At 66.2% G+C, this 25,139-nt stretch carries 30 protein-coding genes; 14 read left to right on the forward strand and 16 right to left on the reverse strand.

Translation table 11 applies throughout. The annotated features are described in order from the left end of the window. Positions 1–502: 502 nt before the first annotated feature. Complete coding sequence (locus FF090_RS09045; RefSeq protein WP_138856408.1) at positions 503–1,042, reverse strand: carboxymuconolactone decarboxylase family protein; 540 nt, start codon at positions 1,040–1,042, stop codon at positions 503–505. Positions 1,043–1,061: 19 nt separating this feature from the next. Then, positions 1,062–2,069, reverse strand: a complete 1,008-nt coding sequence (locus FF090_RS09050) for a zinc-dependent alcohol dehydrogenase family protein (protein WP_138856409.1) — start codon at positions 2,067–2,069, stop codon at positions 1,062–1,064. Positions 2,070–2,154: 85 nt separating this feature from the next. Here FF090_RS09050 and FF090_RS09055 point away from each other — a divergent pair, with 85 nt between their 5' ends. From FF090_RS09055 to FF090_RS09090, 8 genes are all read left to right on the forward strand, one after another. Beyond that, positions 2,155–2,808 (forward strand): TetR/AcrR family transcriptional regulator, encoded by a 654-nt coding sequence (locus tag FF090_RS09055; RefSeq protein WP_138856410.1) that lies wholly within the window; start codon positions 2,155–2,157, stop codon positions 2,806–2,808. Between the two features lie 109 nt (positions 2,809–2,917). Beyond that, positions 2,918–3,532: a DsbC family protein gene (locus FF090_RS09060; RefSeq protein WP_138856411.1), complete on the forward strand. Its 615-nt coding sequence runs from the start codon at positions 2,918–2,920 to the stop codon at positions 3,530–3,532. Between the two features lie 195 nt (positions 3,533–3,727). Next, entirely contained in the window at positions 3,728–4,228 is a 501-nt protein-coding gene (locus FF090_RS09065) for a YHS domain-containing (seleno)protein (protein WP_138856412.1), read from the forward strand. Positions 4,229–4,284: 56 nt separating this feature from the next. Then, positions 4,285–4,884, forward strand: a complete 600-nt coding sequence (locus tag FF090_RS09070) for a glutathione S-transferase family protein (RefSeq protein WP_138856413.1) — start codon at positions 4,285–4,287, stop codon at positions 4,882–4,884. Between the two features lie 103 nt (positions 4,885–4,987). After that, a complete protein-coding gene (locus tag FF090_RS09075; protein ID WP_138856414.1) occupies positions 4,988–5,467 on the forward strand; it encodes a nuclear transport factor 2 family protein in 480 nt (159 codons plus the stop codon). Positions 5,468–5,469: 2 nt separating this feature from the next. Then, a complete protein-coding gene (locus FF090_RS09080) occupies positions 5,470–5,934 on the forward strand; it encodes a DoxX family protein (RefSeq protein WP_246071552.1) in 465 nt (154 codons plus the stop codon). Positions 5,935–5,955: 21 nt separating this feature from the next. Next, positions 5,956–7,284, forward strand: a complete 1,329-nt coding sequence (locus FF090_RS09085) for a sensor domain-containing protein (RefSeq protein ID WP_138856416.1) — start codon at positions 5,956–5,958, stop codon at positions 7,282–7,284. A 94-nt stretch (positions 7,285–7,378) separates the two neighbouring features. Next, positions 7,379–8,947, forward strand: coding sequence for a 2Fe-2S iron-sulfur cluster-binding protein (locus FF090_RS09090; protein WP_138856417.1), 1,569 nt, complete (start codon positions 7,379–7,381; stop codon positions 8,945–8,947). On the opposite strand, the gene FF090_RS09095 is transcribed toward FF090_RS09090, so the two are convergent. The 6 genes from FF090_RS09095 to FF090_RS09120 all read right to left on the reverse strand — a co-directional run bounded on the left by FF090_RS09095 (position 8,916) and on the right by FF090_RS09120 (position 14,669). After that, complete coding sequence (locus tag FF090_RS09095; protein WP_138856418.1) at positions 8,916–10,481, reverse strand: S41 family peptidase; 1,566 nt, start codon at positions 10,479–10,481, stop codon at positions 8,916–8,918. The genes FF090_RS09090 and FF090_RS09095 overlap by 32 nt on opposite strands. 103 nt (positions 10,482–10,584) lie before the next feature. After that, positions 10,585–11,355, reverse strand: a complete 771-nt coding sequence (locus FF090_RS09100) for a CPBP family intramembrane glutamic endopeptidase (protein ID WP_138856419.1) — start codon at positions 11,353–11,355, stop codon at positions 10,585–10,587. A 121-nt stretch (positions 11,356–11,476) separates the two neighbouring features. Beyond that, positions 11,477–12,409 carry a LysR family transcriptional regulator gene (locus FF090_RS09105; protein ID WP_138856420.1) on the reverse strand — a complete coding sequence of 311 codons (933 nt, stop codon included), beginning with the start codon at positions 12,407–12,409 and terminating at the stop codon, positions 11,477–11,479. Next, positions 12,410–13,327 carry a PDR/VanB family oxidoreductase gene (locus tag FF090_RS09110; protein ID WP_138856421.1) on the reverse strand — a complete coding sequence of 306 codons (918 nt, stop codon included), beginning with the start codon at positions 13,325–13,327 and terminating at the stop codon, positions 12,410–12,412. Beyond that, positions 13,324–14,283 (reverse strand): pyridoxamine 5'-phosphate oxidase family protein, encoded by a 960-nt coding sequence (locus tag FF090_RS09115; RefSeq protein WP_138856422.1) that lies wholly within the window; start codon positions 14,281–14,283, stop codon positions 13,324–13,326. The genes FF090_RS09110 and FF090_RS09115 overlap by 4 nt, the downstream gene beginning before the upstream one ends. An 11-nt stretch (positions 14,284–14,294) precedes the next feature. Further along, positions 14,295–14,669 carry a DsrE family protein gene (locus FF090_RS09120; protein ID WP_138856423.1) on the reverse strand — a complete coding sequence of 125 codons (375 nt, stop codon included), beginning with the start codon at positions 14,667–14,669 and terminating at the stop codon, positions 14,295–14,297. 179 nt (positions 14,670–14,848) lie between these two features. Between FF090_RS09120 and FF090_RS09125 the strand changes: the two genes are divergently transcribed. After that, positions 14,849–15,181 carry a thioredoxin family protein gene (locus FF090_RS09125; protein WP_138856424.1) on the forward strand — a complete coding sequence of 111 codons (333 nt, stop codon included), beginning with the start codon at positions 14,849–14,851 and terminating at the stop codon, positions 15,179–15,181. Here the strand turns inward: FF090_RS09125 and FF090_RS09130 are convergent, their stop codons facing one another. The 8 genes from FF090_RS09130 to FF090_RS09165 form a co-directional block, all read right to left on the reverse strand. After that, positions 15,182–16,681 carry a TRAP transporter large permease gene (locus FF090_RS09130; RefSeq protein WP_138856425.1) on the reverse strand — a complete coding sequence of 500 codons (1,500 nt, stop codon included), beginning with the start codon at positions 16,679–16,681 and terminating at the stop codon, positions 15,182–15,184. Positions 16,682–16,706: 25 nt separating this feature from the next. Beyond that, positions 16,707–17,246, reverse strand: coding sequence for a TRAP transporter small permease subunit (locus FF090_RS09135; protein WP_138856426.1), 540 nt, complete (start codon positions 17,244–17,246; stop codon positions 16,707–16,709). Positions 17,247–17,332: 86 nt separating this feature from the next. Next, positions 17,333–17,680 (reverse strand): protein tyrosine phosphatase family protein, encoded by a 348-nt coding sequence (locus tag FF090_RS09140; RefSeq protein ID WP_138856427.1) that lies wholly within the window; start codon positions 17,678–17,680, stop codon positions 17,333–17,335. Beyond that, complete coding sequence (locus FF090_RS09145; RefSeq protein ID WP_138856428.1) at positions 17,677–18,132, reverse strand: GatB/YqeY domain-containing protein; 456 nt, start codon at positions 18,130–18,132, stop codon at positions 17,677–17,679. The genes FF090_RS09140 and FF090_RS09145 overlap by 4 nt, the downstream gene beginning before the upstream one ends. A gap of 113 nt (positions 18,133–18,245) precedes the next feature. Then, positions 18,246–18,458 carry a 30S ribosomal protein S21 gene (gene rpsU / locus FF090_RS09150; protein WP_138856429.1) on the reverse strand — a complete coding sequence of 71 codons (213 nt, stop codon included), beginning with the start codon at positions 18,456–18,458 and terminating at the stop codon, positions 18,246–18,248. A gap of 164 nt (positions 18,459–18,622) precedes the next feature. Next, complete coding sequence (locus FF090_RS09155; RefSeq protein ID WP_138856430.1) at positions 18,623–19,129, reverse strand: hypothetical protein; 507 nt, start codon at positions 19,127–19,129, stop codon at positions 18,623–18,625. Between the two features lie 161 nt (positions 19,130–19,290). Beyond that, entirely contained in the window at positions 19,291–20,265 is a 975-nt protein-coding gene (locus tag FF090_RS09160) for an HpcH/HpaI aldolase/citrate lyase family protein (protein ID WP_138856431.1), read from the reverse strand. 91 nt (positions 20,266–20,356) lie between these two features. After that, the gene (locus tag FF090_RS09165) at positions 20,357–21,343 is read right to left on the reverse strand and encodes a malate dehydrogenase (protein WP_138856432.1); all 987 of its coding nucleotides are present in this window, start codon (positions 21,341–21,343) and stop codon (positions 20,357–20,359) included. Positions 21,344–21,549: 206 nt separating this feature from the next. Between FF090_RS09165 and sdhC the strand changes: the two genes are divergently transcribed. From sdhC to FF090_RS09190, 5 genes are read left to right on the forward strand one after another with little or no spacing between them, the layout of a single operon-like run. Continuing rightward, entirely contained in the window at positions 21,550–21,975 is a 426-nt protein-coding gene (gene sdhC, locus FF090_RS09170) for a succinate dehydrogenase, cytochrome b556 subunit (RefSeq protein WP_138856433.1), read from the forward strand. A 9-nt stretch (positions 21,976–21,984) separates the two neighbouring features. Continuing rightward, positions 21,985–22,344, forward strand: a complete 360-nt coding sequence (sdhD, locus tag FF090_RS09175; RefSeq protein ID WP_138856434.1) for a succinate dehydrogenase, hydrophobic membrane anchor protein — start codon at positions 21,985–21,987, stop codon at positions 22,342–22,344. A 3-nt stretch (positions 22,345–22,347) separates the two neighbouring features. Next, positions 22,348–24,120 carry a succinate dehydrogenase flavoprotein subunit gene (gene sdhA, locus FF090_RS09180; RefSeq protein ID WP_138856435.1) on the forward strand — a complete coding sequence of 591 codons (1,773 nt, stop codon included), beginning with the start codon at positions 22,348–22,350 and terminating at the stop codon, positions 24,118–24,120. A 10-nt stretch (positions 24,121–24,130) separates the two neighbouring features. After that, positions 24,131–24,838 carry a succinate dehydrogenase iron-sulfur subunit gene (locus FF090_RS09185; protein WP_138856436.1) on the forward strand — a complete coding sequence of 236 codons (708 nt, stop codon included), beginning with the start codon at positions 24,131–24,133 and terminating at the stop codon, positions 24,836–24,838. Next, positions 24,838–25,128 carry an FAD assembly factor SdhE gene (locus FF090_RS09190; RefSeq protein ID WP_138856437.1) on the forward strand — a complete coding sequence of 97 codons (291 nt, stop codon included), beginning with the start codon at positions 24,838–24,840 and terminating at the stop codon, positions 25,126–25,128. Before FF090_RS09185 ends, FF090_RS09190 begins: the two co-directional genes overlap by 1 nt. The last annotated feature ends 11 nt before the right edge of the window (positions 25,129–25,139 follow it).

Raw genomic sequence — 25,139 nt, forward strand, 5'->3', positions numbered from 1 at the left:
GGCCCGGGGTGGGCCAGCGCGGCGCTCAGGCTCGCCGCCAGTTCATTGGGCTGCAGAGCCGGCGTGAGCCAGCCCTTCTCCCCATGGCGAATCACCTCGCGCACCGGCGCGGTGTCGCTGTCAACCCGCAGGCGATCCGTGGCTCTGCCAGGGTTGGCGCCGAGGTCTGGGTTGCGCGGGGTCACGCCGTCCAAGTGCGCAAGTGCGCTCTGCGCTTAGAACCCTCGGACCAGTCAGACCGCAGCAGTCCCTGAAGACCCTGCGCGGTCTGCGTTTGCCGGGCTAGACCACGGATGGCGGCACGCCCGCCTGCCGGGCTGGGTTGTTCGGGCAACTGGAGAAGAGTGTGCAAGCTGATCCATGTGTTGCGCTAAAACGCCGACCCAAGGCGGGCGGCGCTGCGCTGCAGATCCGGAGCCTACCAAGCAGGCCGCGCTGTATGCCTCGAGCCTGATTTGATGGAGCGGCTCAACCTGCGGTGGCCCTTGCGACGGCCCAGGCCTTACCAGGCCTGCGCCTGGAAGGCAGCATCCAGCGGCGGCTGCATCAGGTGCGCGGCGTAGTTGGAGATCAGTTTCAGACCCACGCCCGTGATGACTTCGAGCGCGGTCTGGCGGCTGTAGCCGGCGGTTAGCAGAGCGGCCAGGTCCTGAGCGCTGCTATGGCCGCGGCTGTTGTGCATGCGCTCGGTGAACTGGCGCAGCGCGTCCAGGCGGGTGTCGGGCAGGGCGCGGCCCGCGCGCAGGGCGCTCAGCACTTCGGCAGGCATGCCTTCCATGCTCGCGACCACGCAGTGGGCGGCCATGCAGTAGCCACAGTCGGCCAGGCGGTTGATGGTCATCATGACGACCTGTCGTTCCACGGCGCTCAGGCTGCTCTGGCCAAAGGCCTGCCCCAGCGCCAGATAGCCCTGCAGCGCGGCTGGGGCCTCGGCCATTTGGCCCATCAGATTGGGCACAAAGCCGTAGGCCTTCTGGACGCCTTCCAGCAGGGCCAGGGCGGCGGTGGGGGCTTGGGTGGGGGTGTGGAGGGTGAAGTTCATGGGGCTCTCGTGGGAAGGTTCAAAGGGTGATGACCAACTTGCCGACGTGCTGGGCGGCGCGCAGGGCTTCGAAGGCTTGGGCGGCGTCCTCGAAGGCGAAGGACTGGTCGATGACGGGGCGGATCTGGTGTTGGCTGATGAAGGCGTTCATACGCTGGAACTGCGCCACCGAACCCACGCAGATGCCATTCACGCTGGCGTTGTTGAATTGCAGCGGCCGCAGATTGGGCTGGGCCTCGAAGCCGCTGAGCACGCCGATCTGCGCAATGCGGCCGCCAAAGCCAATGGCCTGCACGGACTGCTCATAGGTGGATGGGCCGCCCAGCTCCAGGATGTGGTCCACGCCCAGGCCCTCGGTCAGGCGCAGGGCTTCGGCGGCCCAGTCGGGCGTGCGGCGGTAGTTGATGAGGCCCCAAGCCCCCAGGGCCCGGGCGCGCTCCAGCTTCTCGTCCGACGACGAGGTGACGATGACGCGGGCGCCGGCCGCCACCGCCAGCTGCAGTCCGAACAGGGCCACGCCGCCGGTGCCTTGCACCAGCACCGTGTCGCCCGCCTGGAGTTGGCCGCGCTCGAACAGCGCATGCCAGGCGGTCAGTGCGGCGCAGGGCAGGGTGGCCGCTTCGGCATGGCTGAGATGCTCGGGCACGGCCACCAGGGCGCTGGCTTCGATCACTAGATGCTCGCGCAGCACGCCATCGCGCTCATTGCCCCCCAGGGGCTGGCTGAGCGCTGCGGGGCTGAAGCGGCCATTGCGCCAGGCGGGAAAGAAGTTGGGGCTGACGCGATCGCCCACCTGCCAGTCCCTCACATCGCTTCCGAGCGCCGCGATCTCGGCGCTGGCGTCGGAGAGCGGAACGAGGCCATCCCGCGGATCGGCGGCCAGCAACAGGTCGCGGTAGTTCAGGCTGGCGGCACGAATGCGCAGCAGCACCTCCTTCGGGGCGAGTGTGGGCAAGGCTTGGGTCTGCGGGACCAGGCGGGCCGGGCCGCCTGGGGTGGAGCGCCAGACTTGGCTCTGTGAGTGCATGCTTGTCTATAAAAAGTAGAAGGCACTACAGAATAGGTTTTTGGCACCTGTCTGCCTAATATTTAGCGAGCAATACACTATTGCAATGAACGAAGCCAATGCACCGCCCAAGCGCAGCGTGGGCCGCCCCCGTGCCTTCGACCGCGAGCAGGCGCTCGAACTGGCGCTGGACCGCTTCTGGCGTCACGGCTTCGAGGGCGTCTCGACCAATACCCTGTGTGAGGCCATGGGCATCAAGCCGCCCAGCCTCTACGCGGCCTTTGGCAGCAAGGAGGCGCTCTACCGCGAATGCCTGGATCTGTACGCGCAGCGGCACTCGGGCTATTTCACCGAGGCCCTCGCCGCAGAGTTGCCTCTGCGCGAGGCCCTGGAGCAGATGCTGCGAGGTGCGGCACGCCAGTACGCTGCGCCGGATCACGCCCTGGGCTGCATGTTTGCCAGCGGGGGGCTGCACGGCGCGCCCGAGCATGCAGCCGTGTTTCAGGCTTTGAGCGAGCGGCGTTTGCAGGCACAGGGCGCCTTGCTGGCGCGATTGAAGCGGGCAAAAGGCGCGGGTGAGCTCAGAGAGGGGGCGGACCTGAACAGTCTGGCCGCTTACTTCGCGACGGTGATTCAGGGCATGGCGATTCAGGCTCGCGATGGCGCCAAGGCCCCGGCCTTGCAGCGCGTGGGGCTTCTGGCCCTGGCCGCTCTGGATGGCGTCTTGGTGCAACCTTCGGGCTCGCACGACCCAGGCTAGCCAGGCTAGTCAGGCTGGCCGCCTCAGGCATCGGCGCGGCAGCATTCCGGTTCCGGTAACGCAGTCTTGAGGGGCGTGATGCTTCCTCTGCGGGACGCAGCGCCGCAGAGTGACCTTCCTTCATCACTCGGGCGACTGCGGTCGCCACTTCGTCATGCCGCCTCGCGCCTTGCTGCTCTCAACCCTGCCCCTTCTGCTCAGCCTGGGGCTCGGAGTGGGCCCCGCTCCAACACTTGCCAAACCCATCGCGCCGCCCCAGGTCGATGGGCAGTCGCTCCCCGCTTGGCTGCGTCAACTGCCACTCAACGACGCGTTACACACCGTGCAGGGCAAGCCGCTGCGTCATCTGGTGGTGTTTTCGGACCCGAACTGTCCCCACTGCAAGCGGCTGGAGCAGGAGTTGCGCCAGTTGCGTGACGTCAGCATCCATACGTTCTTGATGCCGGTGCTGGGCGAGGACTCGGTGCGCAAGTCCGGTGCCATCTGGTGCTCGGCGCAGCCACAACAGGCCTGGGAGGCCTGGATGCTGAAGGGGCAGGCTCCGATGCGTGCGCCAGCCGCCTGCGATGTCGGCGCCTTGCAGCGCAATCTGGCGCTGGCGCAGCAGTTGGGCGTGCGGGGCACGCCGGGGCTGCTGAGTGCGAGCCCAGGCAAGAGCCCGGGTCTGGCCATGGGGGCCCGCAGTGCGCTGGCCTTGGACTTGATGCTCATGCCGGCCCCCTGAAGGGCGCATCGTTTCACTCCACGCAAGAGTGTCTTGGGCTTGGCGGTGATTCCGCTCCCGACCGCAAAAACGCACAGTTCAACCCATGCGCTGAACCCCAGCGATACGAGGCAGCAGGGACCGAATCAAACCCTGAAGCACTCGGTCCCTCACTTTCACCCCCGGCCTTGAGCCCACTTGATAGGAAGCACGCACATGAAAGCAATCACCCTGCGCCAGACCCTGATGGCCACCCTGATCTCCGGCGCCAGCCTGATGGCTGTTTTGCCCACCACCGCGCTGGCCTACGACGTGAACAGCACCGCCGCGCTAAACGTCGACGCCAAGGGCGTGGCGGTGCAGGGCTATGACGTGGTGGCCTACCACACCGCCGGCGCCCCGACCAAGGGCAGCGCCGACTTCATGGCCAAGCACGAAGGCGCCACCTACCACTTCAGCAGCGCCGCCAACCGCGACATGTTCACGGCCAACCCGGCCAAGTACGTGCCGGCTTTCGGTGGCTTCTGCGCCATGGGCGTGGCCCTGGAAAAGAAGCTGGACGGTGACCCGACGGCCTGGAAGCTGGTGGACGGCAAGCTGCACCTGAACGTCAACAAGGACGTGCAGAAGAAGTGGCTGGAAGACGTGCCGGGCAATGTGAAGAACGCCCAAATGACCTGGCCCAAGATCAAGGCCAAGGCTCCGAAGGATCTGTGATCTGAGTCCGTTCCGAGACCCGCTGCGGCGGGTCTCTTGCCAACACCAGGCCTGCCATGAAGCTCTACCACTTCCCCCTCTCCGGCAATGCCCACAAGGTGCGGTTGCTGCTTTCGATGCTGAACCTGCCGCATGAGGCCGAGGTACCCAGCGGCGGCGCGCACAAATCGCCCGAGTTCCTGAAGCTGAACCCGCTGGGCCAGGTGCCGGTGCTGGTCGATGGCGAGGTGGTGATTCGCGACAGCCAGGCCATCCTGGCCTACCTCGGCCAGCGCTACGGCGGCGACGCCTGGTGGCCGCAGGATGCGGCGCGCATGGCGCAGGTGGTGGCTTGGCTGTCCACCGCCGCCAACGAGGTGGCGCATGGCCCGGCCCTGCTGCGCATGCACCACAAATTTAGCCGCGCCATCGATGTGGCTGCCACCCAGGCGCGCAGCCAGGCCCTGCTGGGCGTGCTGGAGGGTGTGCTGAGCCACCAGACCTGGTTGGTGGCGGGCGCGCAACCCACCGTGGCCGACCTTGCCGTCTACCCCTATGTGGCCCTGGCACCTGAGGCACACCTCGACTTGAGCTCCTATCCCGCGTTGCGGGCCTGGCTGACCCGCATTCAAGCCTTGCCCGGGCATGTCGACATGTCCGGCCTGTGGCGCCCCTGAATCTGTGATGAACCCTGATTTGAACCGCCGTGAGCTGGTGGCTGCTTCTGTCGCCACTGCTGCGCTCGCGCTGAGTCCCTCTGTCCTTCTTCCTGCCGCTGCCATGACGACCCCCGAAGCTCCCCGCCCCCCGTTGCCCCCCTTCACACTGGAAACGGCCAAGAAAAAGGTGCGCGCGGCCGAAGACGCTTGGAACAACCGCGACCCCAAGAAGGTCGCGCTGGCCTACACGCCCGAGAGCCGTTGGCGCAATCGTGCCGAGATCTTCCAAGGCCGTACTGCCATCCAAGCTTTCCTGGAACGCAAATGGGCCAAGGAACATGAATACCGCTTGATCAAGGAACTCTGGGCCTATGAGGGCAACCGCATCGCAGTGCGCTTTGCCTATGAGTGGCGCGATGACGCCGGCAACTGGTTCCGTGCCTATGGCAATGAGAACTGGGAGTTCGATGCCAACGGCTTCATGGCGGTGCGTCATGCCTCGATCAATGACCTGCCCATCAAGCCCGAGGAACGCAAATTCCACTGGCCCTTGGGCCGCCGGCCGGATGGCCATCCGAGCCTGAGCGAGCTGGGGCTCTGATCGTGCTGGCGTTCCAGCGCTGGGTTCGCGGCGCTTTGCAGGGTCTGGGCGGGTTGGCCCGGCTGGAGGCGCCGTTGCTGCTGGCGGCCCGCTGGCATGTGGCCTGGGTGTTCTTCGCCGCCGGGCTGACCAAGCTGCGCGACTGGGAGACCACCTTGCTGCTGTTCGAGAATGAGTACAGCGTCCCGCTGCTGTCGCCCACCTGGGCGGCTTGGGGCGGCACGCTGGGTGAACTGCTATTGCCGCCGCTGTTGCTCCTGGGCTTGTTGGACCGCCTGCCGGCTTTGGGCTTGTTGGTGGTCAACATCGTGGCGGTGGTCAGCTTGCAGGAGGTGGCTGCGGCGGCCTTGGTGCAACACCAACTCTGGGGTGCGCTGTTGCTGACGATCATCGTGCGCGGACCCGGGCCCTGGTCGGTCGATGCGCTGTGGTGGTCCAAGTCACCGATGCTGCCGACCCGTTCCTGAGGGCAGTCCGAAGGAGGCGGCATGGATCTCAATCTTCCGGCGTTGCAGCAACACATCTTGCAGTCGGTGAGCGATGGCATTCATGTCATCGATCTGCAAGGTCGGGTTCTGATGGAAAACGCGGCCTCCACGCGGCTGTTGGGCTGGTGCGATGACTGTCTGGTGGGAAAGAACGGCCATGCGGCCATTCACCACCACCACAGTGATGGACGTCTGTTCCCGGTCGAGGAATGCCCCATTTTTCTGACCCTGCAGGATGGCGAGCCCCGTGAGGTGTTGGACGATGTGTTCTGGCGCCAGGACGGCAGTTCCTTCCCGGTCGAGTACCGCACGGCTCCGCTGCGCAATGAGGCCGGATCCATCTATGGCGTGACCGTGGTGTTTCGCGACATCACCGAACGCAAGCTGGCCGCCCAGATGCAGGCGGCGCTGCATGGGCTGTCGACATGCGCGCACGGCTGTGAGTCCTCGGCGGCGCTCTATCCCAAGGTGGAGCGCATCCTGCGCGGCGTGTTGCCCTTGGACCGTTTTTATGTGGCGCTGCAAGACGGCGCCACATCGGGGCTGGACTGCGTTTATCTCGGCGAGCTCGACGGGGCACCGCCCGGGCCGCGTGGCCGGCCGCAATCCCTGGCCCTGGCGGTGCAGGGGCAGGGGCCGCAGTACGGGCAGCTCGATGGCGTGCAGTGGTTGGGTGCCGCCCTGCGTGTGGGCAGTCAGGTGATCGGCGCCTTGGTGCTGGAGCGCGACGGGCCGGCCCCGGCCTATGGGGCGGCGGACCAGCATCTGCTGGCCTTTGCGGCGGACCAGATGGCCAGCGCGCTGGAGCGCACCCAACGCGAAGCCCGGCTGCGCCGCCTGGCGCAGTACGACGCGCTGACCGAGTTGCCCAACCGCAGCCTGTTCGACGACCGCCTGCAGATGGCCCTGAGCCAGGCGCAGCGCCGCCAGGAGGTCCTGGCCCTGGTCTACATCGATCTGGATCGATTCAAGCCGGTCAACGACCAGTTCGGCCACGCAATGGGCGATGCCCTGCTGCGCGCGGTGGCGGCGCGTTTGCGCCAGGCGCTGCGTGGCTCGGACACCGTGGCCCGGGTGGGCGGTGACGAATTTGTGGCCCTGCTGCATCCGGTAGCCGGGCCGGACGAGGCGGCCAAGGTGGCCGAAAAGATGCGTGCGGCCCTGGACGCCGCCTTCGTGCTGGAGGGGAAGACCCTGTCCATCTCGGCCAGCATCGGTGTGGCGCTCTACCCGGCGCAGGGGACGGACGCCAACCAGTTGGCCCGCCATGCCGACGCCGCCATGTATGCCGCCAAACGCGCCGGCAGCAACCGCGTGGTGCTGGCCTAGCGTCATTGTTCCGCTGGGCGCAGCAGTGTCTTGATCTCGTCAGGGCTTCTGCTGGAGAGTGGCTGCAGGCACAGTGCAAGTCAAGGAGACACCGATGAGCCGCGCCTATTCCGACCTTGCCTTCACCGAACGCGTACGCGCCATGCAAAGCCGCATGGGCAGCCGCGCGGCCTATGCGCCGCTGGACGAGACCGATGACCGCCGCGACGCCTTGACCGACAAGGAGGCCGAATTCATTGCCGCGCGCGATGGCTTCTACCAGGCCACGGTGGGTGAGACGGGGTGGCCCTATGTGCAGTTCCGTGGCGGCCCGGCCGGTTTCCTGAAGGTGCTGGACGCCAAGACCCTGGCCTATGCCGACCTGCGCGGCAACCGCCAGTACATCAGCGTAGGCAATCTGCAGGGCAATGACCGCGTGTCGATCTTCTTGATGGACTACGCCGCGCAGCGCCGCCTCAAGCTCCTGGGCCGGGTGCGCTTTGTGGATGACGACCCGGCGCTGGCGGAGCGCCTGCGGCCTGCCGGCGTGGCGCAGGCGGTGGAGCGGGTGGTGCTGATCACCGTCGAGGCCTTTGATTGGAACTGCCCCAAGCACATCACGCCGCGCTTTACCGAGGGCGAAATCAACGAGGCCCTGCGCCCCTTGCGCGCTGAGATGGAGCGCCTGCGTGCCCAGGCCGGCAGGGCTGAGCCCGAGATGGCGCTGGGCCAGGGGCCGCTGCATCTGCGCATCAGCGGTGTGCGCGAGCTCAGCCCGCGTGTGCGTGCCTACGAGCTGCGGCACCCCGAGGGCGCCGATCTGCCGGCCGTGCGCGCCGGCTCGCACATCGATGTGCCGGTGCGGCTGGACAGTGGCGTGCTGAGCACGCGGCGCTACTCCATCAGCTCCAACCCGGCGCGCCGCGATGCCTATGAGATTGCCGTGCTGCGCGAGGACGGCGGCAGTGGTGGATCCGTGGCCATCCACCGCAGCTACCAGCTGGGGATGAGCCTGCACTGCGGCCTGCCCGGCAATGATTTCAATCTGCACGACGACGAACGCCCGGCCGTGCTGGTGGCCGCCGGCATCGGCATCACGCCCATCAAGGCCATGGCCCTACGGCTGCGTTCTCAGCGCCGCCCGGTGGCCATGCATTACGCGCTGCGCTCGCGCCGCGAGGGTGCCTATCTGGACCGACTGGAGCGCGAGTTCGGTGCCGACCTGCGCGTTTACGCCGCCGACCAAGGCCAGCGCCTGAACCTGGCCGAGCTGCTGGCACACGCGCCGGCCGACGCGCTGTTCTACCTTTGCGGACCGCAGCGCCTGCTCGACGAGGCCCAGCGCGAGGCGCAGCGCCTGGGCATTGCGCCGGAGCGTCTGCGCTTTGAGCGCTTTCGCGCATCGGCGGCGCTGGCGAGCGAGCGTGCAATCGGGGTGACCCTGCAGCGCAGTGGCCGGCGCGTCGCAGTCAGCCCCCTGCAATCGGTGCTGGAGGCGTTGGAAGACGCCGGGGTCGCCGTGCCCTCGGGCTGCCGGGGCGGGAGCTGCGGCGAGTGCGCCGTCAAGGTGCTGGCGGGCCGGCCAGAGCACCGCGACACGGTGCTGAGCCCGGCCGGGCGCCAGACGCAGATGTGCGTGTGCGTCTCGCGGGCTATCGACGCGGAGCTGGTGCTGGACCTTTAGCCAACTGCTCCAGGGTTGTCTTTACCCAGGCCATCAGCGCCTTGTCGTCGGCCATGCGGCCGGGGTAGGGGATCTGCGGCACGAAGGGCTCGCGCGTGGCCTGGGGGGCTGCAAACAGCGCCGAGGGCAGGTAGAGCGAGCCGCGCCCGCTGGGCAGCTTGTGCTCGCCGATTTCGCCATAGGGCGAGTAGCCGATCGTGGGCTCGCCCAGCACCACGGTGTCGGCGATGGCTTGCATCTGCAGCAGCACTCCCATGCAGGAGCTGAAACAGCCGCGGTCGATCACCGCCGCGATGCGCGGCCCGCCGGGGCGCTTGCGCACCGCCGCCCGTTGTGCGTCCACTTCTTCTGGGCGCTTGGGCGCGTTGGCGACCACCAGGCGCTCACCCCGTGCCAGGCCGTCGCGCATGGCCTTGAGTTCGTGTTCGATCTCCTTCTTGACGTTGGCGAGCTCGGGCTTGTCCAGCAGGCTTTCATACAGGGCCACGGTGCTGGGATGGGCCACCATCCACTTGCCGTTGGACGACAGCTTGTTCAGCGCGGCGCCGAAGTCTTCGCCATAGAGGGCCTTGAGCGCGCGATTGCCCAGCTGGGTGCTGCCGCCGCCATTGCCGCGCAGATCGAACACCACCCAGCCGGGCTTGCCGGCCAGTGGGGTCAGTTGCTTGTAAAGCTGTTCATAGGCGGCGTTCGACGTGCCCGGGTTGTAGTCCGGCATGCCCACCCAGTGCAGGGTGGGGCTCAAGCGCTCCAGCCCCACGGGGCGCGCCTGTGCGAACAAGCCCTTGCGCGCCAGTTCCAGCCGGGCCTCACTGACTTGCTCGCTGCCCTCCCCGATCTCGCGCAGGGTCAGCGCCAGCACCTGCTCGCTGCCATCGGCGTGCACGAAGCTGCATTGCTTGGGCGCCCAGCCCAGGCCGCTGTCGAACATCGAGCGGCGTGCCATGGCGCTGAAAGCGCTCGGGTACTCCGGCCCGGTGTCGACCAGCGGTGCGACCTGGGTGCGCAGGTAGCTGCCAAAGCCCAGTCCGTCGCAGGCCTTCACACGCGCACCCACCTGCGGCAGTGGCGTAGGCCAGTCCTTGTCGGTCGCCACCACGCGGAACTCCGCGCCGGAGGCTCCCACTGCGTCCACGATCAGGCCCGCCCAGCGGCGCTGACCCGGTTGCAGATAGAGCCCCGTATGCGGGTCAGAGAAGGCGCTGATCAGGCGCCGCAGGATGCGGCGGTGGTCGTTCTCGTTGCGGGCCTGCGCTGCAGCCTGAAGCGCCAGCGGCAGCTCCTGATCCATGGGTGCGGTGGCGTCTAGCTTGCCGGCCACCACGCCGGCGTGGCGCTCGCGCAGGGCCTGGGCGGTGAACTGGACATCCTTCAGGGTGAGGGCAGCCCAATCCTGTGTGGGTGCGGGCTTGGGCCCCGGCTCTGGCTCCATCGCCTGGACCCAGCCAGGCAGGCCGAGCAAGGACAGCGTGGTGTAGGCCCAAGTGAGCGGGCGCTTGAGCCGGAATAGGGTGGGCTTGATGAGATCGGGCACGGGAGAAAAAGGGCCGTGGCAAGGCCGAGTGGACACCCCCCCACTCTAGGTTCGGCAGCGGGGCCCGGGCCTCTGTTCATCCCCTGCGTTCTGCAGTCTGTCGTCAGACCTTCTTCGGGCGACCGAAGAAGTAGTGCCGCTTCCACAGGACGAAGGCGGCCGCTGCGCCTGCGTAAAAGAAGGTGGACTGGGATCCCCCCGGAAGCAGGGCGCGGTCCAAGCCAGGAAACAGCATTCCCAGCAGGCTGGAGTGCGAATTGAGGGTGGCGTGCAGCAGCACCGCCGGCCATACCGATCCGCCCGAGTGCTCCACGAGGTAGAGCAGAAAGACGGACCAGGTGATGCAGAAGGCTGCAAAGTGCAAGGTGGACGGCAGAGACTGGAATACCGAGGTGTGAAACAGCGGCCAATGCCAGGTACACCAGACGAGCCCGACGAGCGCGGCCACCGTGATGGGCCGCTGGGATGCCAGCAACCGGCTCTGCAAGTAGCCGCGCCATCCGAATTCCTCTGCCAGGGGTCCGGTCACCAGGCCCATGGCCAGCATTCCGCCTAAATTGGGCGCGAACTGTGGCTGCAGCAACGCCAGCGACACGCCGTGGGTCAGCAGAAAGCTCAGGCCCAGCGTCAAGGGCAGCAGCAGCGCCGTGACCCACACCGGGAGAGGAATTTGCATCCGCAGCACCCTGAGGGCGAAGCGCCGCAAACCTGCCGGCCCCCTCTCGACACCCGCAGCCACGAAGGCCGCCAGGCTGACCGCGAGGGGCGTGAGCCAGAAGGGCAGTCCTTGGTCGCGCCAGACCGTCCAGCCGGCCCAGGGGATGCCGAAGGCGATCAGGAAAAAGAGGGCAGGACCGATTTGTCTTCTGTGCATGGGGATGTGCGAGAGGTGAAGGTGCCGATGCCCAAAGCGGCCGGGCTCTCGCCGATCGCATTTCGGGGGGGATAGGCGCCGCCAGAGCCGCGGCGCGGGGCGATCAGGCCAATGAGGCCGATCAGGCTGCCAGGGCCGGCTCGGCGCGCAGCCGTTCTATGGCCAGATCCAGGAACGCCCGCGCTTTGCTGGAGGCGTAGCGCCCCTCGCGGTGCACCAGGTGCAGGGGCAGCGGCGGCGGCGCGTAGTCGGGCAATACCTCCACCAGTGCGCCGCTCTCCAGGTGCTCCCGCACCTGGTAGGACAGCAGGCGTGTCAGGCCCAGGCCATTGAGGGCGCTGGCCAGCGCCGAGTCGTTGGTGGTGGTCAGCAGGCGTGGGGTAAGTCGAACGGTCTGAGGCACGGTTTGGCCCTGGTCTTCTTTGATCAGCTTCCACTCCACCGTGGACTGCGAGCCGGCGGCGGCGACCACACTGTGCTGGCTCAGCTCCTCCGGGCGTTGCGGGCTGCCCCGTTGTTTCAGATAGATTGGCGCGGCACAGATGATGCGGCGCACCTGCCCCACGCGCACTGCTTGCATCGAGGAGTCCGGCAGTTCACCGATGCGCACCGCCACGTCCACGCCCTCGTCCATCAGATTGACCGCCCGGTCCAGGAACAGACAGGTGGCGCTGACCTGCGGGTAGCGCTGCAGATAGTCATTGACGATGCCGGTGACGAACTGCGCGCCCAGCAGCACCGGGGCGGTGATGACGAGCCGGCCACGGGGTTCGCGGTGCAGACCGCTCACCGCCGCGTCGGCCTCGGACAGGCTGGCCAGGATGCGGCGGCAGTCCTCCACATAGCGCGCGCCCACCTCGGTCACGCGCACCACGCGAGTGGTGCGGGTGAGCAGGCGCACGCCCAGTTGCCGCTCCAACTCCGCGATGGCGCGGGTGACAGCGGGCGGCGAAATATTGAGCTTGCGCGCGGCACCGGCAAAGCCGTTGGCGTCCACCACGGCCACAAAGACCGTCAGCAGATGCAGGCGGTCGGCTCCCAAAGCACGGGTCATTCAGAGGTCCAGTGTGAGTTCAGCGCTGCGGGCCCAGCCCACGCAGGTACACAGGCCGCCGGCGCGCTGCGCCGGGGTCAGGCAGACGTCGCGGTGCACGGGCTCGCCTTCCACCACGGGGGTCCAGCATTGGCCGCACTCGCCGCGCTTGCAGTCAAAGGCGACGAATTGATCGGCCTGGATCAGGGCGTCCAGGATGCTGGTGCCCAGCGGCACATCCAGGCTGATGCCGGACTGCGCCAGGTGCACGCGGAGCGGCCGATCCTGGGCATCCACGCGGGCGCCGAAGCTTTCAAAGTGCAGCGCAGCAGCGGGCCACCCCTGGGCTGCACCGTGTTCGCGCAGGGCATTCAGCAGCGGCACCGGGCCGCAGGCATGCAGGGTCTGGCCGGGGCGGTAGGGCCCGAGCAGCGCCGCCAGGTCGGGCGGTGCGGCGCCCAGGTGCAGATGGATCTGCGCATGGGGCAGGGCGCGCAGCTCGTCCAACAGCACCAGGCGGTCCTCGCTACGGGCCAGGTAATGGAGCTCAAAGTCGCGACCTTGGGCGTTGAGTTCATGCGCCATCGCGTGCAGGGGCGTGATGCCGATGCCGCCAGCCACCAGCACGATGCGGCCCGCGTCCAACTTCAGCGGAAAGCTGTTGAAGGGGCCTTCCACTTCCAGGGTCTGGCCGGCGGCGAGCTGCTCGTGCACCTGGCGCGAGCCGCCGCGCGACTTGGCGTCTTTGAGCACCGCGATGCGGTACTCCTGGGTCTCGCCGGGCATACCGATGAGCGAATAGCCATCGCTTTGCGGCAGATGTAGCTTCAGGTGCGCGCCGGCCGGCCAAGCGGGCAGGGCGGCACCTTCCGGATGACGCAGGCGCAGTTCGCGCACATCGGCGCCATGGGCCACGGTGGCCTGGATCATCAGTTTCATGATGCGATGGTGGAGAGCGAACTGGGGACGGGGATGAAGGGCGAGGCGTCCAGGTATTCCCACTCCATGGCGGCGGGCAGGTCGCGCAGCAACCATTCGCGCACTTCGAACTTCCAGAAGCGGCCGGTCCCGCCTGTGAGCCCCTGGGGATCGGGCTGGTTCCACAGCACTTCGGCACGGCCGCTCAGGTGCAGCAGGCGGCCGGAACTGAAGTCCGGAACCACCAGACCGCAGGCCGGGTCCAGGGCCAGATTGCCCAGAGTGTTGAAGAGGCTGTTGCCGCCGTAGTCGGGCACGCGCAGCCGAGTCGGGCTCACGGCTTGCACGAAGCCGGGGGGGCCGCCGCGGTGCGAGGCGTCCAGATGCCCGGCGGGGGCGCCGCTGGCGATGAAGAGGGTGTCGGCCTGGGCCAGCAGGGCGAGCGCATCGGCGTTCAGCTCGGTGCCCCGGCTGATGCGTGCATCCGGCTGCGGCTGAACATCGCCCAGCGCACGCAGGTGTCGGCGCTGGATGTATTTGGGGCAGTTAGGGTAGGCCTCGGCGATGGCGAGCTGCATTTGCGCGGCATCGAGGGCCTGCACATGGCCGTTCACGCGGTAGCGCCGGCGCGAACTGATCTCGATGAAGAGCATGCCCAGCTGCGCTTCCTCGTGCATTTGCGCCCATACAGGATCGCTGGGGTCGCGGTGCGCGGCCGGGGTGTGCACCTCGATGTGGCGACCCCCCGGGCTCTTGAGAAAGCCCGGAGTACCAAACCACAGCGAGGCCCAGATTTGGCCATTTCCGGGGCCGTCCGCAGCTCGTGCGGCCACGGCGGTCATGACCTGCTTTTCGATGAAGGGTCGCGCACCGGCAATCACCGTGTCGGTGATCACCGAGGCGTTGCGCACGGCAACGGCGGATTCACCGGCGCGCTCTTGCACTGCGCGCTCTCCGTCATGAAAAGCAAAGGCCATGATGAGCTCGCTCAGAACGTGAAGACGGTGAAGCCGTCGGCCACCAGCTTGCCCAGGCTGGGCAGGCCCGAGGTGCCGGGCACGCTGTTGTCGGTGATCAGGTCGAAGCCGCTCTTGACGGCGTCCTCACGCGCGCCGAACACATCGGCGCAACCGCAGGACACGCCGGCGATTTCGGTCTCGACGGCCTTGAACAGGGCGTGCACCGGGTGGCTGGGCTGGCCCACCACGCCGGGCCAGCGGGTGCCCGCACCTTGGAAGTAGATCGACACCGGGATGTCGCGCTGCTTGAAGTCGTAGGCGGCGGCCAGGCCGTTGAACATGCGGCCCAGGGCGTCCTCGCCTCCGTTCTTGGGGTCGGACAGGATGATGATGGCGGCTTTCATGGGGTTCCTTTCGGTTCGGGTTGTCTGCCGGGATGGCATGGACCGAACTCTAGGAATTGCGACCCCAAAGAAAAATCACCCAGGCGGCAATGGGCTGTTGCGTGCAGCGGAACAATCCGCCGCGCCATGGCCGGGTGCCTGCGGCAAGATGCGACTCCTGTTTTCCACTGCGAAGCGACATGTCTGCCGTTCTCGATCTCTACTGCCTGTGCGCCGAATGGTGCGGCACCTGTCGCGAGGTGCGTCCCACGTTGGAAGGCCTGGCGGCAGCCGATGCAGGGCTGCGCCTGCAATGGGTGGACATCGAGGACGAGGCCGAGCGGGTGGGTGACCTGGACATTGAGACCTTTCCGACCTTGCTGTTGGCGCAAGGAGAGCAGGTGCTCTTTTTTGGTCCCAGCCTGCCGCAGGAGGCCGCGCTGCGCCAGCTGGTGCTGCGGGCCCAGGAGGGGCGGGCGCTGCAGGGCGCCGAACCCCAGGCGCAGGCGCTGCTGCAGCGCCTGCGGGGTTGATCAGCCGCCGCTGGCGGACGCGGGCTCGGAGGGCCCGGCTGGCTCCTCAATCGGGGCGGCGTCGAAGTCCTGATCCTTGGGGGCCATTTCATCCATGGCCCGCTCCAGCTGCTGCGAGTTCAGCACCTCGGGCTTGTCCAGAAAGCTCGTCACCGTCTGCGGGAAGGCGATCACCACGCCCACCAGGATCAGTTGCATCAGCACCCAGGGGATGGCGCCCAGGTAGATGTCGCGCGACTCCACCTTGCGCGGCAGGCTGCCGTTCTTGAACAGGCTGTCGGCGATGCCGCGCAGATAGAACAGCGCGAAGCCAAAGGGCGGATGCATGAAGCTGGTTTGCATGTTCACGCAGATCATCACGCCGAACCAGATCAGGTCGATGCCGAGTTTTTCGGCCACCGGGGCGAGCAGGGGAATGATGATGAAGGCGATCTCGAAAAAATCGAGAAAGAAAGCCAGCACGAAGATGAAAACATTCACCAGGATGAGGAAGCCCACCTGACCGCCGGGCAGATCGAGCAGCAGGTGCTCGATCCAGCGCCCGCCGTCCACGCCTTGGAATACCAGGGAGAACACGCGCGAACCGATCAGGATGAAGACCACCATGGCCGTGATGCGCATGGTGCCGCGCATGGCCTCGCGCAGCAGCGGCCAGTTCAGGCGGCGGTGCAGGGCCGCCAGCGCAAAGGCGCCTATGGCTCCCATGGCCCCGGCCTCGGTGGGTGTGCACACCGCCGTGCTGATGCCCGGCAATCCGCCCATCGAACCCAAGACCAGGAAGATCAGCACGGCCGAGGGCACGATACCGCGCAGGCATTTCACAACTAGTCGAGGCCCGCTCAGGGTCCTGCCTTCCTTGGGAATGCCGGGCAGGGCCTGTGGCCGCAGTCGCGTGTACAGGAAGGTAAAGAGCAGGAAGAGCAGCACCTGCAGCAAGGCCGGGCCCCAGGCGCCCTTGTACATATCGCCCACCGGCTTGCCGAGCTGGTCGGCCAACACCACCAGCACCAGCGAAGGAGGCACCAGTTGGGTGATGGTGCCCGAGGCCGCCAGCACGCCGGTGGCATAGCGCATGTCGTAGTTCCAGCGCATCATCACTGGTAGCGAAATCATCGCCATCGCAATCACCTGCCCGGCCACGGTGCCGGTGACGGCGCCCAGAATGAAGCCCACCAGAATGACCGAATAGCCCAGACCGCCACGCACTGCGCCAAACAGCTGGCCCATCGAGTCAAGCATGTCCTCGGCCAACCCGCATTTCTCCAGCACGCTGCCCATCAGGGTGAAGAAGGGGATGGCAAGCAGCAGGTCGTTGGAGAGGATGCCAAACACATTCATGGGCAGATTGCCCATGAAACTGGCCGGGAACCAGCCCATCCAGACCGCGAAGTAGCCGCACCCCAGTCCCAGAGCGGCCAGCGAAAAGGCGACCGGGAAGCCCAGCAACAAGATGATGACCAGGCCCGCAAACATCAGCGGGGCGAAGTTCTCCATGCTCATGATGCGAATGCGGCGTTTGCGCGGCTCATTGCAAGGGCGCCTCGTAATGGAAGTCGCCCTCAAAAAGCCCGCGCAGCCAGGCGACGCGTTTGACGATCTCCGACAGGCCCTGCAGGAACAGCAGCCCGAAACCGAGTGGCAGGCACAGCATGGCCGGCCAGCGGATCAGTCCGCCGGCGTTGTTGGACATCTCGCCCGACTGCAGCATTTGCCAGAACAGGGGCGCGGAGAACCAAAGCATCGCGGCGCACACCGGCAGCAGGAAGACGATCAGGCCAAAAAGATCGATGTGGGCCTGGGTACGACCGGACCAGCGGCCATAAATGAGGTCGACACGCACGTGCTCGTTGACGCGCAGTACCTGCGATGCGCCCAGCATCACGCAGGCCGCAAACAGGTACCACTGGATTTCCAGATAGGCGTTGGAGCTGACGCTGAAGACGTAGCGCACGGCCGCGTTGCCGGCACTGATGACGCAAGAAGCCAGCACCGCCCATTTGGCCAGCACGGCCAAGCGGTCATTCAGCGTGTCGATGAAGCGACAGAGCCGCAGCAGCAAGCGCATGAGCAGGGGCGTGTTCCAGATGGGAGGTCGGGACTGTACGAGTCGCCGCATGGCAATCCAGGCTGCATGAGCCTGGGTTTTCCCGATCAATCGAACTGGCAGGCCTGCAAAAACAAATTCGTCGAGCGCGCGCCCGAGCGGCAGAACATCAGCAGGGGGCGCGGCAGCTCGTCAAGCAGCTTGGCCATGGCCTCAATTTGCTCGGGCGTCTGATAGCCCCCCGAGACGGGCAGAAAGCGGTATTCCAGCCCGGCGGCCTGGGCCGCGGCCTGGATCGCCGCGTGTTCGGGCTGACCCGGGCCGTGTTCGTGATCCGGCCGGTTGTTGACCACGCTGCGAAATCCCATTCGGGCCAACTCGGCCATGTGCTCGGGGCCGAGTTGCGGTGCCACCGCCACATCGGCGGCGACCGGGCGCAGTGGTAGCGAGTTCACGAAGCCAGCGCTTGCTTGACGGCGGCCGAGACCATGCCCATGTCGGCCTTGCCGGCCAACTTGGCTTTGACGGCCCCCATCACCCGGCCCATATCAGCCGCACCCAGCTTGGCGCCCGCACCTAGTTCGGCCACGATGGCCTGCACCTCGGCCTGCACGGCCTCAGTCGAGAGACGCTCGGGCAGGTAGACCTGCAGCACCTTGAGTTCGCGCTCTTCTTGCTCCACCAGGTCCAGGCGCGCGGCGGCGGTGAACTGGGCGATGGAGTCTTTGCGCTGCTTGATCAGCTTGTCGACGATGGCGATCAGCATGGCGTCATCGACGACCACGCGTTCATCCACTTCCTTTTGCTTGACGGCGGCCAGCAGCATGCGGATGGCGCCCAGGCGCTCGCTGTCCTTGGCGCGCATGGCGGTCTTCATGTCTTCGGTGATGCGATCTTTGAGGCTCATGGCGATGCAGGGAAAGAGGGGGGTGAAAAACAAAACGGCCCGCGACACCAGGTGGCGCAGGCCGTCTTTGCAGCTTGCCAGCGGAGCTGGCAGCGAGCTTTCTGATCAGTCGATCAGAACATGCGCTTGGGCAGCTGCATGCTGCGCACGCGCTTGTAGTGGCGCTTGACGGCGGCGGCCTTCTTGCGCTTGCGCTCGGCGGTGGGCTTTTCAAAGAATTCGCGGGCGCGCAGGTCGGTCAGCAGACCGAGCTTTTCAATGGTGCGCTTGAAGCGACGCAGGGCAACGTCGAACGGCTCGTTTTCTTTGACGCGGATGGTGGTCATTAATGGAATCCTTCCAAGTTCGCTCGGTATTCGCGGTGGGGGTACAGGCTGGCTGGTGCTCTGGGGTCCGGACCGAGGTCCCAGCCCTTCCTTCGCACCCCACGGCCGACGAATCGACACGGCGGGTTTGCTAGCAAAGCGCGCGAGTATATACGAGTTCTGCTTTATTGCGCAGCTGCCGGGGTGCCGGCGGTCTCTTGGGCAGCGAGTTCTGCAGCCTGCGCGGTGTGCAGGCAGTTGTCGGCCATGCGCTGTCCGACCTTGGCATTCATCAGCATGGATTTGACGGGCACCTGCAGCCAGACCAGGCCCGAGTGGGCGTTTTCCAGGCGGATCACGCCCGTGGTGGTGGGTTGCGGCGTCACGGTGTGCTGCTGCTTGTCGATGGACAGCAAAAAGCGGCCGTTCAGGCTGGGATGGGGCTCCACGCGCACGCTGCGTCCGAATTCACAGCGCGACTCGCCCACCAGCACGCGGGGCACCACGGCCATGCGCTCGTCATCGAGGTGCTCGGGCTCGGTGGGCAGGGCCGGAGCGGCGGGTTTCTTGGACTTGGCCGTCTTCTTGACCGCAGCCTTGGGGGTGGGCTTGTCAGACGGCGCGGGTGCCGGAGTAGCCAACAGGGCGGGGGCGGCGGCCAGCAGCAGGCTGGCGAGGATCAAAGTGCGCATGGGGCAGGGCAGAGAGGCGGGAATCAGGCTGCATTGTCGCGGCGCGGAGGCCGGCGAGGTGTCAGCAGAAGTCAGTAGCGTTCAAAACGCCCCCAGGACCATGCCGGTGACCTGGCCCGCCCCCCGCGGGGAATTGAGGTGCCGGGCAAAGCCCGTTCACCTCAAGAGAAAAAGCGTTCACGCACTTGGGCAGGCAGCGCTTGACCGGTTTGGTGGGCGCGCTGCAACAGGCTCCAGAACAGGCGGTAGCTGGCGCGGTCGTGCAGTTGGTCACGCAGCCGGATGGGGCCCCATTGGGTGTCCTGGGCTACTTCGAGCACCTCGATGGCTTCGTCCACCTCGGCGGCACTGGGGGCGAAGGCATCCAGGATGGGTTGAATTTGATCCGGATGGATGCTCCACATGCGCGTGTAGCCGAACTCACGCGCGGCGCGCTCGGCGGCGGCCTGCAATTTGGCGGGCGACTTCAGTTCGGTGACGACACAGTGCGAGGGCACCTTGCCATGGCCATGGGCGGCGGCGGCGATGGCCAGCTTGGCGCGCGCCACCAGCGGATGCTCGAACTGGCCCGGCAGGCTCAGGGCCGTGCGCGGAATGGCGCCATGGTGGCCGGAAACAAAGTCCATCAGACCGAAGGACAGGGACTGCAGGGCCGGATGGGCGGCGATGGCCTCGACCTCGCGCAAGCCCCCGTGGGTCTCGATCAAGGCCTGCAGCGGCGGGGCCGGGCGCGCCCCCCAGGCCGCCTGCACAGATGCAGCGCCACGGTCCAACTGGGCGCGCGAGTCCACCTTGGGCAGCATGAGGTAGGCCGGCGCCACCGGCGCGGCCGCCAAGATTTGCAGCTCCATCGCAAAAGCGGGGTGATCGACCGGGTGCACGCGCACGCCGACGCGGCCATACCGGTTGTCCGGCGAGGCCAGCAGTTCGGCCGCCAGGCGCACCTGGGCTTCTTCGGCGCCGACCTGAGCGCCGTCCTCACAGTCCAAGGTCACATCAAACACCGGCCCGCGCGCGGCCTGCAGGGCCAGGCTCTTGCGCATCAGCTTTTCGCTGCCGCTGTAGTGGTCGACCACGGGCAGGCTGATGGGGGCTGCCTCGCCGGCAAACAGGGCATCGCGGGGGTGAATTCGCATCGGGGGTCCAGAAGTAAAAAGGCCCGCCAAGGCAGGCCCCAACGCCAGTAAAAAAGGCCCGCCATGGCGGGCCTTTGTGCCAAGGTGCAAATTACAGCAGGTGCTTGACGCCGTTCTGCTCTTCCAGCAGTTCGTTCAGGGTCTTGGTCATGCACTCGCGGCTGAAGGCATCAATTTCCAGGCCCTGCACCACCTTGTACTCGCCGCCCTCGCAGGTGACGGGGAAGCCGTACATGACTTCCTTGGGGATGTCGTAGTCGCCCATCGAGGGGATGCCCATGGTGACCCACTCGCCGTTGGTGCCTAGGGCCCAGTCGCGCATGTGGTCGATGGCGGCGTTGGCGGCCGAGGCGGCGCTGGAGAGGCCGCGCGCGGCAATGATGGCCGCGCCGCGCTTGCCCACCGTGGGCAGGAACACGTCCTTGTTCCAGACCTGGTCGTTGATCATGTCTTTGACTGCGGCGCCGTCGATGGTGGCGAAGCGGTAGTCGGCGTACATGGTGGGCGAGTGGTTGCCCCACACGGCCAGCTTCTTGATTGAGCCCACAGCCTTGCCGGTCTTGGCAGCGATCTGGCTGGCGGCGCGGTTGTGGTCCAGGCGCAGCATGGCGGTGAAGTTCTTGGCCGGCAGGTCCGGGGCCGACTTCATGGCGATGTAGGCATTGGTGTTGGCCGGATTGCCCACCACCAGCACCTTGACATTGCGGCTGGCCACAGCGTTCAGGGCCTTGCCCTGCACCGTGAAGATCTGGGCGTTAGCAGCCAGCAAGTCGGCGCGCTCCATGCCGGGGCCGCGCGGACGGGCGCCCACGAGCAGCGCGTAGTCGGTGTCCTTGAAGGCGGTCATCGGGTCGCTATGGGCTTCCATACCGGCCAGCAGCGGGAAGGCGCAGTCTTCCAGTTCCATCATCACGCCCTTGAGCGCGTTCTGGGCCTTCTCGTCGGGGATTTCCAGCAGCTGCAGGATGACGGGCTGGTCCTTGCCCAGCATTTCGCCCGAGGCGATGCGGAACAGCAGGGCGTAACCAATCTGACCAGCGGCGCCGGTGACGGCGACGCGAACGGGCTTCTTGCTCATGGGGAGACTCCGAGGGGGAGAGTTGATGAATCGTTGCTGGCGCGGGAGTTTAGGGCAGGGTTTCAACGGATTTCGGCCCCGATTTCTGTTTTGAATCAAGCGCCCATGTCAGGGGGGTGTTGGCAAGGGTGCCTAGAATCCGCCGCCTTGAGTCCAAGCCCCAGGCACGCCCGGTTACGGACGCGCCACACCCCAAAGGCCTGCGAATGAATACGAAAACCCGCCCAACCTACACCAACCTCAATGTCTTTCGGGACTTGACCAGCTACCGCCTGCCCATTGCCGGCGTGGTCTCGATCCTGCATCGCATCAGCGGATTGCTGATGTTCTTGTTGCTGCCCCTGGTGGTCTGGTTCTTTGATACCAGCCTGACCAGCGAAATCAGCTACGGCGAGTTCACCAATGCCTTCGTGGCCGGCATCGGCTTCGTGCCGGGCTGGTTCATCAAGCTGGTCAGCCTGGGTTTGATCTGGGCCTACTTGCATCACTTTTGCGCCGGTTTGCGCCATTTGTGGATGGACGTCACGCACAGCGTCAGCAAGGAGCAGGGGCGCTCCAGCGCCGTGGCTGTGTTTGTGGTGAGCCTGCCGCTCACGGCCCTCCTGGGCGCCAAGCTGTTCGGGCTTTTCTAAGGAAACGAGATGTCAACCTTTGGCAACAAGCGTCTGGTCTCGGGCGCTCACTATGGTTTGCGTGACTGGCTGGCCCAGCGCATCACCGGCGCCTTGATGGCGCTATTCACCATCGCCCTGGTGGCGCAGTTGTTGATGCCTGGCGAACTGGGCTACGACCGCTGGGCCGGCATTTTCTCGGCCCAGTGGATGAAGGTGTTGACCTTCACTTTGATCCTGTCCCTGGCTTATCACGCCTGGGTGGGTGTGCGTGACATCTGGATGGACTATGTGAAGCCGGTCGGCCTGCGCCTGACCCTGCATGTGTTCACCCTGGTCTGGCTGGTGGCCTGCACCGGCTGGGCAATTCAAGTGCTCTGGAGGCTCTAAGCGATGCAATCGTCTCAACTCGCCCGTCGCAAATTCGACGTTGTCATCGTCGGTGCCGGCGGCTCCGGCATGCGCGCCTCGCTGCAACTGTCCATGGCCGGCCTGAACGTGGCCGTGTTGTCCAAGGTCTTCCCGACCCGTTCGCACACCGTGGCCGCCCAGGGTGGCATCGGGGCTTCGCTCGGCAATATGAGCGAGGACAACTGGCACTACCACTTCTTCGACACCGTCAAGGGCTCGGACTGGCTGGGTGACCAGGACGCCATCGAGTTCATGTGCCGTGAGGCGCCCAAGGTCGTGTACGAGCTTGAGCACTTCGGCATGCCGTTTGACCGCAACCCGGACGGCACCATCTACCAGCGCCCCTTCGGCGGTCACACCGCCAATTACGGCGAGAAACCCGTGCAGCGCGCCTGCGCGGCAGCCGACCGCACCGGTCACGCGCTGCTGCACACGCTCTATCAGCAGAACGTCAAGGCCCGCACCCAGTTCTTCGTCGAATGGATGGCGCTGGACCTGATTCGCGATGCCGACGGCGACTGCGTGGGCGTCACCGCCCTGGAGATGGAGACCGGTGAGGTCTACATCCTGGAAGCCAAGACCGTGTTGATGGCCACCGGCGGCGCCGGCCGCATCTACCAGGCCAGCACCAACGCCTTCATTAACACCGGCGACGGCCTGGGCATGGCCGCGCGTTCGGGCATCCCGCTGGAAGACATGGAGTTCTGGCAGTTCCACCCCACCGGCGTGGCCGGCGCGGGCGTGCTGCTGACCGAAGGTTGCCGGGGCGAGGGCGCCATCCTGCGCAACGCCAATGGCGAGCGCTTCATGGAGCGCTATGCCCCGACGCTCAAAGACCTGGCGCCGCGCGACTTCGTCTCGCGCTCCATGGACCAGGAGATCAAGGAAGGTCGCGGCTGCGGTCCCAACAAGGACTATGTGCTGCTGGACATGACCCACCTGGGCAAGGACACCATCTTGAAGCGCCTGCCCTCGGTGTTCGAGATCGGTCACAACTTTGCCAACGTCGACATCACGAAGGAGCCGATCCCCGTGGTGCCGACCATCCACTACCAGATGGGTGGCATCCCGACCAACATCAATGGCCAGGTGGTGGTGCCGAAGAACGGCAACCCGAATGATGTGATCAACGGCCTGTATGCGGTGGGCGAGTGCTCCTGCGTGTCGGTGCACGGCGCCAACCGCCTGGGTACCAACTCGCTGCTGGACCTGTTGGTGTTCGGCCGCGCGGCCGGCAAGCACATCGTCGAGTTCAATCTGAAGAACCGCGAGCACAAGCCCCTGCCCAAGGATGCCGCCGACAAGACCCTGGCTCGCCTGGCGCGTCTGGACTCGGCCACCCATGGCGAGTACGCCCAGGATGTGGCGAACGATCTGCGCAGTGCCATGCAAGCCCATGCGGGCGTGTTCCGCACCCAGGCCATGCTCGAAGCCGGCGTGGGCAAGGTGGCCGAGATCCGCGAACGCGTGAAGTCCATCGGTCTGAAGGACAAGAGCAAGGTGTTCAACACCGCGCGCGTCGAGGCCCTGGAGGTTGAGAACCTGATCGAGGCCGCGCAGGCCACCATCGTCTCGGCCGCCGCCCGTCCGGAAAGCCGTGGCGCCCACGCGCACAACGACTTCCCGAACCGCGACGACGCGAACTGGATGAAGCACACCCTGTGGTACTCGGAAGGCTCGCGCCTGGACTACAAGCCGGTGCAATTGAAGCCGCTGACGGCCGAATCCGTCCCGCCCAAGGTGCGTACCTTCTAAGGAAAAGAACATGAGCGACAAGCGCACTTTCCACATCTACCGCTACGACCCCGACCAGGACGCCAAGCCGCGCATGCAGACCATCGAGATCGAACTCGATGGCTCCGAGCGCATGCTGCTCGATGCCTTGGTCAAGCTGAAGTCGGTCGACCCGACGCTCTCCTTCCGGCGCAGCTGCCGCGAAGGCGTGTGCGGCTCGGACGCGATGAACATCAACGGCAAGAACGGCCTGGCCTGTCTGACCAATATGCGTCAGCTGCCGCAGACGATCACCTTGAAGCCGCTGCCCGGCCTGCCCGTGGTGCGCGACCTGATCGTCGACATGACGCAGTTCTTCAAGCAGTACAACTCCATCAAGCCCTACTTGGTGAACGACACGCCGCCGCCCGACAAGGAGCGTCTGCAGTCGCCCCAGGAGCGCGAAGAGTTGGACGGCCTGTACGAGTGCATCTTGTGCGCGTCCTGCAGCACCTCCTGCCCGAGCTTCTGGTGGAACCCGGACAAGTTCGTCGGCCCGGCCGGTCTGCTGCAGGCCTATCGCTTCATCGCCGACAGCCGCGACCAGGACACCAGCGCCCGTCTGGACAACCTGGAAGATCCTTACCGTCTGTTCCGCTGCCACTCGATCATGAACTGCGTGGATGTCTGCCCCAAGGGCCTGAACCCCACGAAAGCGATCGGGAAAATTAAAGAACTCATGGTGCGTCGGGCTGTCTGATGAGCGACGCACTGCTGGACGAACGCGCGCTCTCCAAGTTGCACTGGCGCTGCCGGCGCGGACTGCTGGAGAACGACCTGTTCATCCAGCGCTTTTTTGAGCGCCATGGTGAGAGCCTCACCGTGGCGCAGGGCGCCGCGATGAACCAATTGATGGATCTGAGCGACAACGATTTGCTCGATTTGTTGTTGGCCCGCCGCGAACCCGAAGGCGAACTTGATCAGCCGCAGATCCATGCGCTGATAGGCTTGCTGCGCGAGCCCCCTGAACGCCAGAATTCCCCGGATTAACCCTGGAGCCC

Origin of the sequence: Inhella inkyongensis (assembly GCF_005952805.1) — a bacterium.
In the GTDB taxonomy this organism is placed as follows: Bacteria; Pseudomonadota; Gammaproteobacteria; order Burkholderiales; family Burkholderiaceae_C; genus Inhella; species Inhella inkyongensis.

What these genes read in the sequence shown, in the direction of transcription:
- FF090_RS09130 (WP_138856425.1), bottom strand. Translation starts at nt 16,681, where the DNA reads ATGAGCATGGAGAACTTCGCCCCGCTGATGTTTGCGGGCCTGGTCATC.
- FF090_RS09135 (WP_138856426.1), bottom strand. Translation starts at nt 17,246, where the DNA reads ATGCGCTTGCTGCTGCGGCTCTGTCGCTTCATCGACACGCTGAATGAC.
- FF090_RS09155 (WP_138856430.1), bottom strand. Translation starts at nt 19,129, where the DNA reads ATGCGCACTTTGATCCTCGCCAGCCTGCTGCTGGCCGCCGCCCCCGCC.
- FF090_RS09185 (WP_138856436.1), top strand. Translation starts at nt 24,131, where the DNA reads ATGAGCGACAAGCGCACTTTCCACATCTACCGCTACGACCCCGACCAG.
- FF090_RS09145 (WP_138856428.1), bottom strand. Translation starts at nt 18,132, where the DNA reads ATGAGCCTCAAAGATCGCATCACCGAAGACATGAAGACCGCCATGCGC.
- FF090_RS09075 (WP_138856414.1), top strand. Translation starts at nt 4,988, where the DNA reads ATGACGACCCCCGAAGCTCCCCGCCCCCCGTTGCCCCCCTTCACACTG.
- FF090_RS09115 (WP_138856422.1), bottom strand. Translation starts at nt 14,283, where the DNA reads ATGGCCTTTGCTTTTCATGACGGAGAGCGCGCAGTGCAAGAGCGCGCC.
- FF090_RS09065 (WP_138856412.1), top strand. Translation starts at nt 3,728, where the DNA reads ATGAAAGCAATCACCCTGCGCCAGACCCTGATGGCCACCCTGATCTCC.
- sdhA (WP_138856435.1), top strand. Translation starts at nt 22,348, where the DNA reads ATGCAATCGTCTCAACTCGCCCGTCGCAAATTCGACGTTGTCATCGTC.
- FF090_RS09190 (WP_138856437.1), top strand. Translation starts at nt 24,838, where the DNA reads ATGAGCGACGCACTGCTGGACGAACGCGCGCTCTCCAAGTTGCACTGG.
- FF090_RS09160 (WP_138856431.1), bottom strand. Translation starts at nt 20,265, where the DNA reads ATGCGAATTCACCCCCGCGATGCCCTGTTTGCCGGCGAGGCAGCCCCC.
- FF090_RS09120 (WP_138856423.1), bottom strand. Translation starts at nt 14,669, where the DNA reads ATGAAAGCCGCCATCATCATCCTGTCCGACCCCAAGAACGGAGGCGAG.
- FF090_RS09090 (WP_138856417.1), top strand. Translation starts at nt 7,379, where the DNA reads ATGAGCCGCGCCTATTCCGACCTTGCCTTCACCGAACGCGTACGCGCC.
- FF090_RS09070 (WP_138856413.1), top strand. Translation starts at nt 4,285, where the DNA reads ATGAAGCTCTACCACTTCCCCCTCTCCGGCAATGCCCACAAGGTGCGG.
- FF090_RS09055 (WP_138856410.1), top strand. Translation starts at nt 2,155, where the DNA reads ATGAACGAAGCCAATGCACCGCCCAAGCGCAGCGTGGGCCGCCCCCGT.
- sdhD (WP_138856434.1), top strand. Translation starts at nt 21,985, where the DNA reads ATGTCAACCTTTGGCAACAAGCGTCTGGTCTCGGGCGCTCACTATGGT.
- FF090_RS09165 (WP_138856432.1), bottom strand. Translation starts at nt 21,343, where the DNA reads ATGAGCAAGAAGCCCGTTCGCGTCGCCGTCACCGGCGCCGCTGGTCAG.
- rpsU (WP_138856429.1), bottom strand. Translation starts at nt 18,458, where the DNA reads ATGACCACCATCCGCGTCAAAGAAAACGAGCCGTTCGACGTTGCCCTG.
- FF090_RS09100 (WP_138856419.1), bottom strand. Translation starts at nt 11,355, where the DNA reads ATGCACAGAAGACAAATCGGTCCTGCCCTCTTTTTCCTGATCGCCTTC.
- FF090_RS09105 (WP_138856420.1), bottom strand. Translation starts at nt 12,409, where the DNA reads ATGACCCGTGCTTTGGGAGCCGACCGCCTGCATCTGCTGACGGTCTTT.
- FF090_RS09050 (WP_138856409.1), bottom strand. Translation starts at nt 2,069, where the DNA reads ATGCACTCACAGAGCCAAGTCTGGCGCTCCACCCCAGGCGGCCCGGCC.
- FF090_RS09110 (WP_138856421.1), bottom strand. Translation starts at nt 13,327, where the DNA reads ATGAAACTGATGATCCAGGCCACCGTGGCCCATGGCGCCGATGTGCGC.
- FF090_RS09125 (WP_138856424.1), top strand. Translation starts at nt 14,849, where the DNA reads ATGTCTGCCGTTCTCGATCTCTACTGCCTGTGCGCCGAATGGTGCGGC.
- FF090_RS09085 (WP_138856416.1), top strand. Translation starts at nt 5,956, where the DNA reads ATGGATCTCAATCTTCCGGCGTTGCAGCAACACATCTTGCAGTCGGTG.
- sdhC (WP_138856433.1), top strand. Translation starts at nt 21,550, where the DNA reads ATGAATACGAAAACCCGCCCAACCTACACCAACCTCAATGTCTTTCGG.
- FF090_RS09045 (WP_138856408.1), bottom strand. Translation starts at nt 1,042, where the DNA reads ATGAACTTCACCCTCCACACCCCCACCCAAGCCCCCACCGCCGCCCTG.